The organism is Nonomuraea antri, assembly GCF_013283785.1.
Lineage (GTDB): Bacteria > Actinomycetota > Actinomycetes > Streptosporangiales > Streptosporangiaceae > Nonomuraea > Nonomuraea antri.
Genome location: NZ_JABCPZ010000118.1, coordinates 1 through 15708, shown reverse-complemented (window position 1 = coordinate 15708; position 15708 = coordinate 1). Strand labels below are relative to the sequence as shown.

14 protein-coding genes are annotated in these 15708 nt (G+C 72.3%); 5 read left to right on the top strand and 9 right to left on the bottom strand.

Annotated features, from left to right (window positions below; all coding sequences use genetic code 11):
• Positions 1-23 precede the first annotated feature (23 nt).
• Entirely contained in the window at positions 24-446 is a 423-nt protein-coding gene (locus tag HII36_RS31905; protein ID WP_173527004.1) for an SdpI family protein, read from the top strand.
• 73 nt (positions 447-519) lie between these two features.
• Here the strand turns inward: HII36_RS31905 and HII36_RS31900 are convergent, their stop codons facing one another.
• The 3 genes from HII36_RS31900 to HII36_RS31890 all read right to left on the bottom strand — a co-directional run bounded on the left by HII36_RS31900 (position 520) and on the right by HII36_RS31890 (position 4329).
• Entirely contained in the window at positions 520-771 is a 252-nt protein-coding gene (locus tag HII36_RS31900; RefSeq protein WP_173527003.1) for a hypothetical protein, read from the bottom strand.
• 144 nt (positions 772-915) lie between these two features.
• Entirely contained in the window at positions 916-1485 is a 570-nt protein-coding gene (locus tag HII36_RS31895; protein ID WP_173527002.1) for an HdeD family acid-resistance protein, read from the bottom strand.
• Between the two features lie 129 nt (positions 1486-1614).
• Positions 1615-4329 (bottom strand): cation-translocating P-type ATPase, encoded by a 2715-nt coding sequence (locus tag HII36_RS31890; RefSeq protein WP_173527001.1) that lies wholly within the window; start codon positions 4327-4329, stop codon positions 1615-1617.
• Positions 4330-4485: 156 nt separating this feature from the next.
• On the opposite strand from HII36_RS31890, the gene HII36_RS31885 reads away from it, so the two are divergent.
• The gene (locus HII36_RS31885; RefSeq protein ID WP_173527000.1) at positions 4486-4968 is read left to right on the top strand and encodes a hypothetical protein; all 483 of its coding nucleotides are present in this window, start codon (positions 4486-4488) and stop codon (positions 4966-4968) included.
• 13 nt (positions 4969-4981) lie between these two features.
• On the opposite strand, the gene HII36_RS31880 is transcribed toward HII36_RS31885, so the two are convergent.
• The 3 genes from HII36_RS31880 to HII36_RS31870 are packed head-to-tail and all read right to left on the bottom strand — an operon-like array spanning position 4982 to position 6063.
• Complete coding sequence (locus HII36_RS31880; RefSeq protein ID WP_173526999.1) at positions 4982-5179, bottom strand: hypothetical protein; 198 nt, start codon at positions 5177-5179, stop codon at positions 4982-4984.
• 19 nt (positions 5180-5198) lie between these two features.
• Positions 5199-5630, bottom strand: a complete 432-nt coding sequence (locus tag HII36_RS31875; RefSeq protein ID WP_173526998.1) for a DUF7144 family membrane protein — start codon at positions 5628-5630, stop codon at positions 5199-5201.
• Between the two features lies 1 nt (position 5631).
• Positions 5632-6063, bottom strand: a complete 432-nt coding sequence (locus HII36_RS31870) for a DUF7144 family membrane protein (RefSeq protein ID WP_173526997.1) — start codon at positions 6061-6063, stop codon at positions 5632-5634.
• A 183-nt stretch (positions 6064-6246) separates the two neighbouring features.
• Between HII36_RS31870 and HII36_RS31865 the strand changes: the two genes are divergently transcribed.
• The 3 genes from HII36_RS31865 to HII36_RS31855 are packed head-to-tail and all read left to right on the top strand — an operon-like array spanning position 6247 to position 10867.
• Complete coding sequence (locus HII36_RS31865) at positions 6247-8913, top strand: MGH1-like glycoside hydrolase domain-containing protein (protein ID WP_173526996.1); 2667 nt, start codon at positions 6247-6249, stop codon at positions 8911-8913.
• Positions 8910-10412, top strand: a complete 1503-nt coding sequence (locus HII36_RS31860; RefSeq protein WP_217370221.1) for an alpha-amylase family protein — start codon at positions 8910-8912, stop codon at positions 10410-10412. The genes HII36_RS31865 and HII36_RS31860 overlap by 4 nt, the downstream gene beginning before the upstream one ends.
• Positions 10409-10867, top strand: a complete 459-nt coding sequence (locus tag HII36_RS31855) for a DUF6069 family protein (RefSeq protein WP_173526995.1) — start codon at positions 10409-10411, stop codon at positions 10865-10867. The genes HII36_RS31860 and HII36_RS31855 overlap by 4 nt, the downstream gene beginning before the upstream one ends.
• A gap of 185 nt (positions 10868-11052) precedes the next feature.
• On the opposite strand, the gene HII36_RS31850 is transcribed toward HII36_RS31855, so the two are convergent.
• The 3 genes from HII36_RS31850 to HII36_RS31840 all read right to left on the bottom strand — a co-directional run bounded on the left by HII36_RS31850 (position 11053) and on the right by HII36_RS31840 (position 15299).
• On the bottom strand, positions 11053-11625 hold the full coding sequence (locus tag HII36_RS31850) for a hypothetical protein (protein WP_173526994.1): 573 nt from the start codon (positions 11623-11625) through the stop codon (positions 11053-11055).
• Positions 11626-11664: 39 nt separating this feature from the next.
• Positions 11665-13029: a hypothetical protein gene (locus HII36_RS31845; protein ID WP_173526993.1), complete on the bottom strand. Its 1365-nt coding sequence runs from the start codon at positions 13027-13029 to the stop codon at positions 11665-11667.
• Positions 13030-13157: 128 nt separating this feature from the next.
• A complete protein-coding gene (locus tag HII36_RS31840; RefSeq protein ID WP_173526992.1) occupies positions 13158-15299 on the bottom strand; it encodes a LuxR C-terminal-related transcriptional regulator in 2142 nt (713 codons plus the stop codon).
• Positions 15300-15708: the final 409 nt, after the last annotated feature.

The following is a 15708-nucleotide window of genomic DNA, read 5'->3' as shown; positions in this document are numbered from 1 at the left end:
ATCTCCCGGTTTACGATCAGGACATGGACGTCGTGCCGTTCCTGTTCGTGTTCACGGGGCTCGCCGCGGCGGTCGTCGGGTTCCTCGGCCTGGCGGAGCGGCTGCCGCGCAACAACCTCGCCGGGGTGCGCACCCGCACCACCATGCGCAGTGACGCGGCGTTCCGCGCCGCCAACAAGGCGGCGGGAGTGCCGACGCTGGCCACGGGCGGCGTCGCCGTGGCCGGGGCGGTCGCGGTGTGGCTCCTGCCGACCGAGGACGGCGCGCTCGCGGCGGTCCTCGTGTCCGTGGCCGGCATGCTGGCGCTCACGATCCTCGGCGGGGTGATGGGCCTTCGTGCCGCCCAGGCCCTGCCCGACCGGAGGCCGAACCCGCCACGGGCCGGCCGGAAGCCGGATCCGCCACGGGCCGGCCGGAGGCCGAGTCCGCCCACGGGGCGTCCATGAAGCACGTCAGGCCCCCACCGCGGCCGCGGCGGGAGCCTGACGTGGGCGATCGGTCAGCCAGGGACGCGGCCGCCTAGTGTGTCGTGTCCCAGGGGCCGGGCTCCGGCTCGGGGGACACCCACCAGCCGTTCCGGCACACCCGGCCCTCCGGGTCGCGGTCGCCCTCGGCGTACTCGCCGCTGCCCTTCGTCTCCCCGTTCGGGCCTGGGAAGTGGCTCGTGTAGTAGTACCTGCAGCCGGTCGCGGCCGCGGGCGTCGCCGAGAGCGCCATGAACGCACCCGACACGCAGAGCGTGGCGAGCACCGCGGGGGCCATCCTGTGCATCGAAGATCGAACTCCTTCTACCGGGGATTCGGTCCGTGTCTGATTACGCGGAGTAATCAGACACATGCAAAGAGTAAGCAAGATGGCCGGCGGGATCGCTGTCCTCCAGGTGATAGCTCTCTCACCCGGAACCCCAGGTCACGGCTAACAGGCGGCGACGAGGACGGTGAGGCCGCCCCACACGATCAGCCAGGCCCCCGTGATCAGGCTGAGCACGGTCATGGACGGCGTGGGGGAGAGCAGCGTCACGATCCCGACGAACGTCGTGAACAGGGCCAGCGTCAACGCGGGCGCGTCACCCGGGCGGCGCGGCACCCCCACCGCGCCCACCAGCTCGATCATCCCGGTCAGGAGCCAGACCAGGCCGAGCACCACCATGAGGGCCTCCACCGTGCGGATCATGGTGTGCAACGCCAGCAGGCCGACGGTCACCAGGAGGCCGCTCAGCAGGACGAACATCAGGCGGACGTCGAAACTGGCGTCGCGCGCCGCGATCGCCTTGGCCAGGTCGAACGCGCCGAGGACGAGGAACAGCACGCCGAACACCGTGAGCACCGGGACGAACCCGTCCTTCGGCCACGCCACGAGCAGCACGCCCATGAGCGTGGTGGCCAGCCCCTTCAGCGCGACGACCCGTTGTCCGCGCGGCCGGTGCGATGCCACGCCCGCCGGTCGGCCGGGGCGGGCGCCCGGTGCGAAAGGCCGCGAGAGCATGGAACTCCTTCCTGGCCGGTGCGTCCGGCGCTGTTCGATTTCGTGAGGTCATGCCGCCCGGGGTCGGTGCCGCCCTGGAGTCAGTGCCGCCCGGGAGTCAGTGCCGCCCGGGGGCAGTGGCACCCGGGGTCAGCGGCGCCGGGCCAGGGCCTTCTGCGCCTCGGAGACGGGGATGATGAGTGCGGCCACGACCGCGCAGCCGAGCCACTGTCCGAGGTCCAGGTCCACGGTCCCCAGCAGCCGGTGGAAGAAGTCGAACCCGGCGGCCAGGACGATGGCCGCCACGGCCACCCCGCAGGAGATGAGGAAGGGCCGGTCGGCCGGGCCGCCGCGGGTGAAGATCGAGCGCGTCTCGTCCCTGACCGTGATCGAGACGAACAGGTTGAACAGCGCGAACGTGGTCAGCCCCATCGTCCTGGCGACCTCCTCGCCGAGCGGCGCGGCCCACGCGATCACGCCGAGCGTGCCGACGCCGACCAGGGTTCCCGCCACGGCCAGCCGGATCATCAGCCGGCGGTCGAGGATCTGCTCGTCGTGCGGACGCGGCCGGCGCCGCATGAGGTCCGGCGCCGCGGCCCCGTACCCGAGCCCGACGGCCAGGGCGATCTGGACGGTGAAGTTCACCCACAGGGTCTGCAGGGGCAGCAGCGGCACCCCGCCGAGGATGTTGAAGATGCTGGCCCCGAGGAACGTGACGACGAAGCCGATCAGCACCCCCATCTGGAACTTGATGTACTTCTTCAGGTTGTCGTAGAGGCCGCGGCCGATCTCGACCGCCCGGACGATCGTGGAGAAGTCGTCGTCGGTGAGGATCATCGCGGCGGCCTCCTTGGAGACCTCGGTGCCGGTGATGCCCATGGCGATGCCGATGTCGGCCCGCTTGAGCGCCGGGGCGTCGTTCACCCCGTCGCCCGTCATCGCCACCACGTGCCCCTTCCTGCGCAGGATGTCGACCAGGCGCACCTTGTGCTCGGGAGCGACCCTGGCGATGACGCCGATGTCGTCGACCTCGTGCAGGGCTCTCTCGTCGTCCATGGCGGCGAACTCGGCGCCGGTGATCGCGCGGCCGGGGATGCCGAGCTGCCTGGCGATGGACTGCGCGGTCACCGCGTGGTCCCCGGTGATCATGCGGACCTCGATGCCGGCCTCGCGGGCCCTGGCGATCGCCGACCTGGCCTGGGGGCGCGGCGGATCGACGATCCCGACCAGCGACAGCAGGACCAGGCCGTCGAGCCGGGCGAGCAGGTCGGCGGCCGGATCGAAGTCGGCGAGCGCGAAGTCCTTGCGCGCGGTGCCCATCACGCGCAGGCCCTGCTCGGCGAGCCGCTGGTTCTCCTGCAGGTAGCGGGCGCGGTACTCCTCGGTGAGCGGCGTCGGCCCGAGCGTGCCGTCGAGCACCGTGTCGGCCCGCGCGAGCAGCTGGTCCGGCGCGCCTTTCACCAGACAGCGGATCACCTGCACGCCGCGTTCGTCGCGCATCCGGTGGAAGGTCGCCATCAGCTTGTACGCCGCGTCGAACGGCACCTCCGCGACCCGCGGGTAGGTCTGCCGCGTGGCACGCACGTCCAGGCCGCCCTTCTCGGCCAGGACGACCAGGGCGCCCTCGGTCGGGTCGCCGACGAGTTCGCCGCCCTCGACCTCGGCGTCCGCGGTCAGCGCCAGCGGCAGCATGAACTGCTCCAGCGGCACGTCCGGCTGCCCGGCGACCCGCTTGATCGCGCCCTCGGCCGAGTAGCCCGTCCCCGAGACGGTGTAGCGGCGGCCGGGCAGCGTCATCTCGACCGCGGTCATCTGGTTCAGCGTCAGGGTGCCGGTCTTGTCGGAGTTGATGGCGCTGGTGCAGCCGAGGGTCTCGGTGGAGCGCAGCCGCTTGACGATGGCGTTGGCCCTGGCCAGCAGCTGGGTGCCGAGCGAGAGGATGGTCGTCACCACGGCCGGCAGCCCGGTGGGGATGGCGGCGACCGCGAAGGCCACCGAGACGGTGAAGACCTCGGCGAAGGTGTTGCCGCGCGCCAGGTTCAGCAACATCGAGATGACCAGCGCGAACCCGGAGATCACCAGGATCTGGGTGGTCAGCCTGGCGAGCTGGCGGGTCAGCGGGGTGTCGGTGTCCTCCGCCGCCTGCAGCATGCCGGAGATGTGCCCGACCTCGGTGTCCATGCCGGTCGCCGTCACCACGAGCTCGGCCGAGCCGCGGGTGACGTTGGTGTTCATGAACGCCATGGTGATCCGGTCGCCGAGCCCGGCCCCGGGCGCGAGCCGGGCGCCCGCGTCCTTGTTCACCGGGGTGCTCTCGCCGGTCAGCGCGGATTCGTCGATCTCCAGGGTCGCGGACCTGAGCAGGCGCCCGTCGGCCGGCACCAGGTCACCGGCCTCGACGGCGACCACGTCACCGGGGACGAGCTCGGCGGCCGGGATCTCCGACAGGGCGCCGTCCCTGCGGACCTTCGCCTTGACGATCATCATCTTCTGCAGCGCGGCCACCGCGGCCGCGGCCTTGCCCTCCTGCCGCAGGCCGAGGAAGGCGTTCAGCAGCGTCAGCGCGATCAGCACGAGGGCCGTGCCGTACTGCTTGAGCGGGTAGAGGCTGCCGAGCCCGGCGACCAGCAGCACGATCTGCATGGCGTCGGCGTACTGGCGGACGAAGGCGCGCCAGGCCGGTTCCCGCTCGGCCTCGGCGAACCGGTTGGGGCCGTACCGCTGCCTGCGTGCGGTGACCTCCGCGCCGCTGAGCCCCCGCGCGGGATCGGCGCCCACCAGCCGCAGCGTCTCGCCGACGGGGAGCACGGAGTAGTCGGCGGGTGGCGGGGCCTCCAGCCCCTGGCTCGCCGAGGACGTCGTCATTGGTGCCTCCAAGTGCCATGATCTGCGGGGATTGGCTGGGGCGAGTCTCGTGTCCCGCGCCGCGGCCGGGCGTCACCCGGCGGGGGTGAACCCCGCGCCGGGCGATCCGGTCACAGTGCCTGGCAAGGACACCGAGGACACGGGAGGCGGCCATCCATGACCGAGCAGACGCGGGTCGACTACACCGAGGCCGTGTACGGGTCGCTGCTGGCCGGCTCGGTCGTGGCCGGGAGCAGCCCCGGCCAGGGCCCGCCGTCCGGCCTGGTGCTCGGCGTCCTGGTGCTGGCCACCGGGCTGGTGTTCTGGATGGCGCACGTGTATTCCAGGCTGGTGGGCGAGCGCCGTCCGCACGCCCGGCTGAGCTGGGCGCAGGTGCGCGCGGTCGGCCGGCGCGAGCGTCCGCTGCTGGAGGCGGCGCTGCCGCCCGCGCTCGCCGCGGTGACCGGCTGGACGCTCGGCCTGGCCTACTCCACGACCGCCTGGCTGGCCCTGGCCACGGCGCTGGCCGCGCAGGTGACCTGGGCCGTGCTGGCGGCCGTGCAGGCCCGGCTGAGCACGCGGATCGTCGTCATGGCCGCCGTCGGGAACCTGCTCATCGGGCTGGTCCTGGTGCTGCTCAAGGCGGTGCTGACGCACTGAGCCCGCCGCCGCCCTACTGCTGGGAGCGGCGCTCCTTCTTGAGCTGCTTGACGATCTCGGCCCAGGCCTTCTCGTCCACCTCGACGCCGTCGTCGTGCGCGCCGCCGCGCGACTCGGCGGCGCGCGAGCGGGCGCGGCGCCGCCGGAGCAGCACGACCACCAGCCCGGCGCCGACGAGGACGATCAGCAGGATCGCGAGCAGTGCCAACACGGAGATCTCCACCCGGGGGTCAGCTGTCGAGCATGGGGAAGGCGGCCGCGCCGCGGCGGCTGAACGCCCGGAGCAGGCCCAGGTCCATGCCGATCATCAGGAGTGCCCAGATCGGGTGCGCGGGCATGAACAGGAACTGGGCGCCGGCGTCCAGGACCACCAGCACGAGGCCCGTACGCCCGGCCCGGCGGCGCCCGGTGAGCATGAGGCAGCCCGTGATCACGATGAACGTGCCCACGCCCAGGTGGATCCAGGCGCACGCGGTGATCGCGACGTCGATGACCGAGGGCCGCGCGGTCCCGGAGAACCGATCCAGGGTGATGGCGGCCAGCCCCTGGATCACCTGGAACGTGCCGACCACCACCGTCATGGTCTCGGTGAGGATCGCGCCGCCCACGGGCACGCCCCCCGGTTCCCGCCGGTGGCGGTGTACGGCGGCCGGCGGCGCCATGTCAGTCCTCCCGCATGCCGGCCTCGCGGGCCTCGTTCTTGCCGTACACGCAGAGGGTCCAGATGACGAAGATGTTCAGGGCGATGATCAGCATCGACCAGAACGGGTAGTAGGGGATGAAGAAGAAGTTGGCGATCGCGCTCAGCACCGCGGCCGCGATCCCGACGATCCTGGCCCACAGCCGGCCCGACAGCACCCCCCAGCCCGCGACGCCCACCGCGACGCCGAGCACCAGGTGGATCCAGCCGTACGCGGTCACGTCGATCACGTAGATGTAGTTGCGCGTGGGGACGTAGAACTCGTTGGCGATGATGGCCGAGAAGCCCTGGATGGCCTCGAAGACCCCCACGGTGATCATGACGATGGCGGAGAAGAGCGCTGCTCCCGGGACCCAGCTTCGCGCCTGGCCGGGCGAGTAGGCGTCGTTCGCCATGTGACGTCTCCTTACCTGAGTGGATGAGTGACTCACCTCAAGCAGAGCCGCTGGGCACGCGCCGCCTCATCACCCCCGCGGGGTGACGTGGCCGCGGGGTCTCACCCTCCGTAGGTGATGGGCGGCCGGGGCCGCCGCGCCAGATTGGCAGCGGGTGGACGTCCGACCTGGGGAGGAGCTCGTATGAACGCGGAACAAGGCAGGCTGGAGCAGTCTGCGGAGCCCGACGCGCCGTGGCGGCGCTGGGGCCCGTACCTCAGCGAACGCCAGTGGGGCACGGTGCGCGAGGACTACGGGGCAGGCGACGCGTGGAACCACTTTCCGCACGATCACGCCCGCTCGCGCGCCTACCGGTGGGGCGAGGACGGCCTGGGCGGCATCAGCGACCTCCAGCAGCGCCTGTGCCTGTCGGTGGCGCTGTGGAACGGCCGCGACCCGATACTCAAGGAGCGGCCGTTCGGCCTGACGAACGGCGAGGGCAACCACGGCGAGGACGTCAAGGAGTACTACTACCACCTGGACAACACGCCCACCCACTCCTACATGAAGTTCCTGTACAAGTACCCGCAGGCCGAGTTCCCCTACACCGAGCTGGTGGCCGTCAACGGCGGGCGCGACCGGCGGGCCTTCGAGTACGAGCTGCTCGACACGGGCGTCTTCGACGGCGGCCGCTACTTCGACGTCTTCGTCGAGTACGCCAAGGCCAGCTCGGACGACGTGCTGGTCCTGATCACGGTGGCCAACCGCGGGCCCGAGGAGGCCACCGTCCACGTCCTGCCGACCCTGTGGTTCAGGAACACCTGGTCGTGGCCGGGCGGGACGGCCAAACCCGTCCTGCGCGCGACCGCCCCAGGCGTGATCAGGGCGGAGCACCCGGAGCTGGGCTCCTACCACCTGTACTGCGGACGGGAGGCGGAGCCGCTGTTCACCGAGAACGAGACGAACCACGAGCGGGTCTCCGGCGGCGTCAACGCCTCGCCGTACGTCAAGGACGGCATCGGCCGCCACGTCGTCGAAGGCGCGGCGGGCGTGGTCAACCCGGACCGGAGCGGGACCAAGGCGGCGGCGCACCACGTGCTGACCGTCCCGGCCGGCGGCGAGGCGACGGTGCGCGTCCGGCTGTCCGCCGGCGACGTCGACGACCCGCTCGGGCCGGGTTTCGAGGTGGTGCTCGGCTCGCGCCGGGCCGAGGCGGACGACTTCCACGCCGAGCTGACCCCGCCGGGCGCGACCCGTGACGAGGCGCTGGTGCTGCGCCAGGCCCTGGCCGGACTGCTGTGGAGCAAGCAGTTCTACTGCTACGACGTCGACGACTGGCTGAGGTCGCACGGCCTGGACCCGTGGACCCCGGCCGACCGGCGCAACCGCGGCTGGTTCGCCATGGACGCCCACGACGTGATCGCCATGCCCGACACCTGGGAGTACCCCTGGTTCGCCGCCTGGGACCTGGCCTTCCACGCGGTCGCGCTCGCCGTCGTCGACCTCGACTTCGCCAAGCACCAGGTGGAGCTGCTGCTGAGCGACCGCTACCTGCACTCCAACGGGCAGATCCCGGCCTACGAGTGGAACTTCGACGACGTCAACCCGCCCGTGCACGCCTGGGCCGCGCGGTTCATCCACGCGCTGGAGTCGCAGTCGCGCGGCTCCGGCGACCTGGACTTCCTGCAGCGGGTGTTCCAGAAACTGCTGCTGAACTTCACCTGGTGGGTCAACCGCAAGGACCCGGCCGGACGCAACGTCTTCCAGGGCGGCTTCCTCGGCCTGGACAACATCGGCGTCTTCGACCGCAGTGCCCCGCTGCCCACGGGCGGCTCGCTCGACCAGGCCGACGGCACCGCCTGGATGGCCTTCTACGCCCAGAACATGGTGCAGCTCGCCATCGAGCTGGCCGAGCGCGACCCGCTCTACGAGGACCTGGCGGTGAAGTTCGCCGGGCACTTCCTGTGGATCGCCGCCGCCACGGACCGCGTGGGCGAGGCCAAGGACGAGATGTGGGACGAGGAGGACGGCTTCTTCTACGACGTCCTGCGGCTGCCCGACGGCACCGCCACCCGGCTGAAGGTGCGCTCCCTGGTGGGGCTGCTGCCGCTGTGCGCCTCCACGGTCTTCCCGCCGCGCGCCGCCGGAGGCGGGGAGAGCCGGGCGGCCGCCGAGATCCGCCGGCTCGCCGAGCGGCACCCCTGGCTCAGCGCCGGCATCTCCGCCGCGGAACGGCCCGGCGCCGGCGGCTGCCGGCTGCTGTCGCTACTGGACGAGGCCAAGCTCAGACGGGTGCTCAGCCGCATGCTCGACGAAACGGAGTTCCTGAGCCCGTACGGCATCCGCTCGCTGTCGCGACACCACCTCGACCACCCGTACGAGTTCTGGGCGGACGGGCGGCTGCACCAGGTGCGCTACCTGCCCGCCGAGTCCGACAGCGGGATGTTCGGCGGCAACTCCAACTGGCGAGGACCCGTCTGGGTGCCGATGAACGCGCTCATCATCCGGGCGCTGCTCAACCTGTACGTCTTCTACGGCGACGACCTCACCGTCGAGTGCCCCACCGGCTCCGGCGTCAGGATGACCCTGTTCGAGGTCGCCAAGGAGATCTCCGCCCGGCTCACCCGCATCTTCCTGGCCGACGAGAACGGCCGCCGGCCGGTGTTCGGCGGCCTGAACGTCTACCGGGACGACCCGCACTGGCGCGACCTGATCCAGTTCCACGAATACTTCCACGGCGACGACGGAGCCGGGCTCGGGGCGGCGCACCAGACCGGGTGGACCGCGGACGTCGCCGTCTTCATGGTGCTGTTCGGCCGGATCTCCGCGGCCGACCTCCTGCGCGGCCCGCGCGCCGGGGAGTCGCGATGACCACGGACATGCCGGTGATCTACGAGGTCAACACCCGGGTGTGGCTGAGCGACGTGGCCCGCCGCCACGGCCGGCCGATGCTCCTGCAGGACGTGCCCAAGCAGGAATGGGACGAGCTGGCGATGCCGGGCATCGACACGATCTGGCTCATGGGCGTGTGGGAACGCAGCGGGGAAGGCCGCGCCATCGCCCTGGCGGACCCCGAGCTGCGCAGGTCGTTCGCCGACGCCGTGCCGCACCTGTCCGACGACGACGTGGTCGGGTCGCCGTACTGCGTCCGCGACTACGTGCCCGACCAGGCGCTCGGCGGGCCGGAAGGGCTGGCAGCGGCGCGGGCCGCGCTCAACCGGCGCCGGCTGGCCCTGCTGCTCGACTACGTGCCCAACCACGTGGCCCCCGACCATCCGTGGCTGCGCACGCACCCCCAGTACTTCATCCGCGGCGCGGCCGAGGACCTCCGGCGGGACCCGGCGGCCTTCCTGGGCAGGAACGGGCAGGTCTACGCGCGCGGACGCGACCCGTACTTCGCGCCGTGGCCGGACGTCGTCCAGCTCAACGCCTTCGCGCCGGGGCTGCGCACCGCCACGGTGAACACGCTGGCCAGGATCGGCGAGCTGTGCGACGGGGTGCGCTGCGACATGGCCATGCTGATGACCAACGACGTGTTCGCCAGGACCTGGGGCGAGGCGGCGGGATCCGTGCCCGGGCAGGAGTTCTGGACGTCGGTCATCGAACGGGTGCGCAGGCGGCGCCCGGGGATGACGTTCGTCGCGGAGGCGTACTGGGACCTGGAGTGGACCCTGCAACAGCAGGGTTTCGACTTCTGCTACGACAAGCGGCTCTACGACCGGCTGGTGTCCGGCGACGTCGCCGGGGTCCGCGCCCACCTGGGCGCGGGCCTGGACTACCAGCGGCGCCTGGTGCGGTTCCTGGAGAACCACGACGAGCCGCGGGCCGCCGCGACCCTGGGGCCGGTGCGCGAACGGGCGGCGGCGACGGCGATCGCCACGTTGCCCGGCGCGATGCTCTGGCACGAGGGACAGTTCGAGGGACGCCGGGCCAAGGTGCCCGTCTTCCTCTCCCGCCGCCTCGACGAGCCGCCCGTCGGCGGGCTGCGTGACTTCCACGCGCGGCTGCTCAGCGCCGTCCACGCCAGCGGCATGCGCACGGGGGAGTGGCGGATGGCCGACCTCACGGGATGGCCGGACAACCGCTCCTGCGACGGCATGCTCGCCTGGAGCTGGTCGGGCGCGGCCGGACGCCACCTGATCGCGATCAACCTGCAGGACCGGGCCGGGCAGGCCCGCGTCCCGCTGGACTGGCCCGACCTGCCCGGCCGCCGCTGGGTCCTGCGCGACCTCCTCACCGGCGCGTCCTACGAGCGCGACGGGGCCGAGTTGCGGGATCCGGGACTGTACGTCGCGCTCGACGGCTGGCACGGCCACGTCTTCTCGATCGAACCGATCCAGCCCGTCGGCGAGGGGGGAGCCGAGCCGTGAAGGGGGCGCCGGAGGTCGACACGGGCCGGCTCTGGGGCGGCGGTCTGGCGACCGCCCTGGTCGCCGCACTGGTCGCGTGGGTCTGCGTGCTCGTGACCGCGGTGTTCCCGCACGCCGAGGTGCTGACGCCGGAGAGCCGCGGGCACACCGACGTCTCAGGCACGCTGCTCTACGTCTTCTGCGCGGGCATGGGCGCGCTCGCCGCGACCCTGATCCTGCAGATCATGGTCATGCTCACGCCGCGGCCGCTGGCCTACTTCGGGTGGATCACCGGCCTCGTCACGGCCGCGTTCTGCGTGCTGCCCTTCACCGTCGAGGCGCGAGCGGCGGACCAGGTCGCGACCGGGCTGGCCAACCTCTTCGTCGGGCTCGTCATCCTGACGCTGCTGCCGAAGGTGGGCCATACGGCCGTCAGAGGAGCGGATTCCGCGCCGCCGGATCCCCGGGATCCCTGAGCGCGCGGGGCCGGTGCGGCGGGTCGCGCACGTGCCCGACCTGCCGCACCGGCCCCTGTGATCGCTGACGCTCATCGCCTGGACGCTCGCTTGGACACTCGCCTGGACGCTCGTCTGGACACGGTGGTCACCGGCGTCGGCGGCTCACGCGGCGTGCGGTGCGCCGAGCCGTGCGCCTGGCCACCCTACGAGCTCCGAACATGTTCCCGCCTCCCGATTCCGCCGTTCTCCAACGCGTGCAGTCGTTCCGCCTCCTCGGCGGTGTGCAGGCCGAGCGCCACCAGGTCCAGGGGGCTGATGAAGCCGTCCGAGATCCGGAAGCCGCCGGTGCGCAGCACCGCGTCGCGCAGCGGCACCGCCCAGTGGTGCTCCAGCAGGATGAGCGCGCCCGCGCTGTCGTTCGGGATGTCCTCGATGACGTCCCAGAGCTCGTCCACCGAGGGGAGGACGTGCACGCCGCCCTCCCGCTCGACGCTCTCCGCGGCCAGCGCGGCGCCTGCCTCCGCGCCGGGCTCGCCGGCGATGCCCAGGCCGATCAGCGCCCCGAGCGTGCTGCCGACCTCGATCGCCTCCTCCCTGGTGAGGTTGCTGAGGTGCTCGACCTCCAGCTCACCGCTCTTGTCCTTGTGGACGGCGAGCGCGTCGACCACCCGCACCGTGTCGCTCTGCCGCAATCGCTCCAGTTCGGCGACGATCTCGCCGTGGAACTCCGGATGGTGGAACCCCAGCACGATCAGCTGGATGGGTCCGATGGGCATGTACCCTCCTTCGCCTTTTCCTCGCGTGCGGCCAACGTGTCATGGCCGGCCGGGGGAACCATCACCCGCGGCGGATGACCGGGAGGAGGCCAGGACGGTGACCGCCACCTCGTACGCCACCAGGACCCCGGCCACCACCAGCAGCGACGTCCACGAGGAGAACAGCAGCGCGACGACGGCCGCCACGGCGATCCCGCCGACGCGCAGCACGTCGAGGTGCCGGGCCGACCAGGACGCGAGCTCGGCCCCCGCCGCCGTGGACCGCGCCTTGCGCCACCCGGCGCGCACGCCTCGCGCGGCGTACCCGCGCAGCCGGACCGGCAGGCGTCCCGGGCCGAGCAGGTGGCACGCGAGCGCGAGCACCAGGCCGGCCCACAGCAGCCACGCCCCCCACGAGCGCAGCTCGGTGAAGACGTCGTGCACCGCCACGGACGCGCCCTGCCGGTAGACCCCGGCGGGGACGAGGCCGAGCACCTGGTCGCGGACCGCGCGTAACGCGACTGTCAGAACGACCGCCGCGGCCGAACAGCACAGCCCCAGCTGCAGGAGCGTGCGGCGGCGGTGCGGGGACACCCACAGGGCCAGGCCGAGTGCCAGCAGGGTGCCGCCGGTCAGCAGCGCCACGGCGCGTTTGGCGGTCACCAGCGCCTGCTGCAGCTGCCCGAGCACCGGCCGGTCGTACATGGTGATCTGGGCGAAGTCGGCGGGCAGGGTCACGCCGAGCTCGCGCTCGATGCGTTCGCGCAGCCCGGCCGGCACCTCGCCGGAGGTGAGAGTGGGCAGGTCGAGCCGTTTGCCGAAGACGGAGGGGAGTTCGCGCTCCACGGCGAGCAGGAGGTTGTTCACCACGGGGAGCAGGTTCAGCGTCACGGTGGTGCCCGTCACGGTGACCGTCTGGCTGCGCTCCTCCAGGATGGCCAGGATCTGCGTGTGCGCGAACCTGTTCGCGCCGGTCCACAGGGTGCGGAACTGCTCGGTGGCCATGAACTTGACGACGAGCGTCTTCGTCTGGTCGCGGACGGCGCCGGTGACCGGGCCCGCCAGGAACGCCACCTCGGGCGGCAGCGCCTCGGCCAGCCGGCGCTCGACGTTCAGCGCGGTGAAGACCTCGCTGGTGAGGTAGGTCGCCATCGCGTCGGCGACCTGCGGCTGCGCGGGCAGATCGGCGACGGTCGCCACCCAGCGGTCGGTGTTCAGCGTGGTGCGCGCGCCCCACAGGCCGATGACTGAGCACACCGTGCCGAGCCCGGCCAGCGCGGCCAGCACGGCCGCGAGGACCCGGCGGACGGTGCGCGTCCTGCGGCGCCGCCGCCCGTCGAGCCGGCCGCGCAGTTCCGCCACCGCGGCGCGCAGGCGTTCCAGCTCCGCGGACTCCTCGTCCGCGCGATCGTGTTCCGCCGTCATCGTGACCTCCCCGAGCACCGTGAACAGCCGTGCTGGGAAGGGTGCTATCGAGGCCGCGGCCCCGGCTTCACATCTCGCGGGTGAACTCCCGCCCCACCCGATCGGCCCAGCCGACCAGCCGGGCGCGATCAGACGAGCCTGAGGTGGCGGGCGATCTGCACCGCCTCCTCGCGCGAGGTCACGCCGAGCTTCCGGTAGATGGAGCGGGTGTGCGTCTTGACCGTGTTGGTGGAGACGAACATCTGCTGGCCGATCTCCCGCAGGGACAGGTCCTCCACCAGCAGCCGGAGCACGGACTGTTCGCGCGCGGTCAGGGCGTGGCCGGTGGCCGCGCCGTTCGCGGGTTCGGCCGGGCGCTGGTTGACCAGGTGGGCGTGGATGTGGGCGAGCCTGGCGCGCAGGTACTCGCCGCAGTCCTGCTCGGTCGCCAGCACGTGCCTGGCCTGCACGATGAAGCCGTCGGCGGCCTCCCACTCCCCGGCGTCGACGCTGGTCTCCGCGAGCACGATGAGCAGGTTCAGCGTGGGCCACCCCGACACCCCGATCGCCTTCTTGCACACCGAGAGCACCCGCTCCATCAGCTGCCTGCCCTCCGGGTAGCGGCCCTCGGCGGCGAGCACGGAGCCCAGCGCGCCGGCCGGCAGCGCCGCGTGCGGTGTGGCGTCGAGACCCGAGGCTTCGAGCAGCTCGTGGGCGGCCCTGGCGGGCTCGGCCACCTCGGCCACCTGGCCGAGGTCGCCCAGCGCGAGCGACAGCACGGACAGGGCCATGATCTGCAGGGGCGGCCAGGCCGCGGTGCTCTGCGCCGCCTCACGCGCGGGCTGGATCGCGGCCTTGGCGTCGCCCATCAGGTAGAGGGTGTAGGCGAGGGCCGCGCGCGCGGCGGAGTACCAGCGGGTCGTCGGGTCCGCCTCGGTGTCGCAGGCCGCGCGGGCCGCGTCGAGCATGTCGGGCACCCCGTCGAAGCCGAACAGGCCCTGGATCAGGTCCGCGGCGAACCTGACCGACGGCGACCCGTCGGGCAGCGCCCCCTGGTGGTCCAGGTCCAGGGCGACGCGGAGCCGGTGCCGGGTCGCGACGCGGTCCCCCGACAGGGCGGCCACCCACGCCCCGCAGACGGCCAGGGCCGGATCGTGGCCGGTCGCGGCGCCCGCCGAGGCCAGCCAGTCCCGCAGGGCGCGCAACTGGCCGGTGCTCACGTAGTCCATCCAGTGCGTCTTGAACAGCCCGGTGACGCGCTCGTTGCCGCCGCCGGCCAGCCCGTGCGCGCCGGCCTCCTGGATCAGGTCGTTGTGCGCGTACCAGTCGCTCGCGCGCTGGTGCAGCTCCGTCACCAGGCCGGGCTCGGTGTTCACCAGCCCCTCCTGCAGCGCCTGCTGGAGCAGGGGGTGCAGGCGGTACCAGCGGCGGTGGTCGTCCAGCGGGATGAGGAACAGGTTCGACCTGTCCAGGACCGGCAGCAACTCGGCGGCGTTCGTGGTGCCCGCCACCGCGTCGCACAGCGGCGCGGTGAACCGGTCGAGCACCGACACCCGGCACAGGAAGCGCCGCACGGTGGGCGAGACCATGCCGAGCACCTCGTCCCAGAGATAGTCGGCGACCACCCGGTGCGAGCCGTTGAACGCGGCCACGGCCGCGGCCGGGTCGTAGGCCGAACGCAACGACAGCGACGCCAGCCGCAGCGCGATCGTCCAACCCTCGGTGACGCCGAGAAGGGCGTCCAGGTCGGTGTCGCGCAGCCGGATGCCCGCGAGCCTGCGGATCAGCACGGCGGCCTCCTCGCGGCTCCAGGCCAGGTCGGCCATGCCCAGCTCCAGCAGATCGTCGGTCGCGCGGTACCTCGGCAGCGGCAGCTCGGGCTCGGCGCGGGTGATGAGGACCACCTGCGTGGTCGGGGGGAGATGATCGATGAAGGCGCCGACCTGCTCCAGGCAGCCGGGGTCCTCCAGGCTGTGGAAGTCGTCCAGGGTCAGGACGACGGAGTCCTCCAGCCCCGCCAGCGCGTTGAGCAGGTGCGGCAGCGCCGGCTCCTTGCGGCTCCTGGGCAGGCGGCGCAGCGAGTCCTTCAGCCCGGGGACCGACGCGCGCAGGGCGGCGGCGACGGCCTGCCAGAGCGCGGCCGCCTCGTCGAGGCTCTTGTCCAGGGTGAGCCAGGCGAAGGAACGGCCGTTCGCGGCGGCCGCGCGCCACTGGGCGACGAGGGTGGACTTCCCCGAACCCGGCGGCGCGGACACGAGGATCAGCCTGGTCCGGCGCGCGCCTTGCAGCATCCGTATCAGGTCCGGACGATCGACCCACTCCGGACGAGGATCCGGAGGCCGATGCGCCTCCGCGACATCCACGCGTCCACGAACATGTGCGGGGAACCACCTGCGCATTCGCTGCTCCGAAAAGCGGGGTAATCGCCGGGAAAACTCTGTCGCTGATCTATACACCGTCCGCGGGCACCCGACGCTTCACACGTGGCGGGTGATTCAGCCGGGTCCGTTGATTCGCCGGCGCGCACTCCCATGGACGGGCCGCCGCTCATGCCGGCCGGGTGATGTGTTCCCGCGCACGTCGGACGAGGCTTGCCGCGGCGGACCCCGTCGCGGGTGCGCCGCCAGACGCCCGCGCGCACACCCGGGGAGCCCACGGATGAATCCACCACCGTCACCGGCCGGCGAGCACGGAACGGGC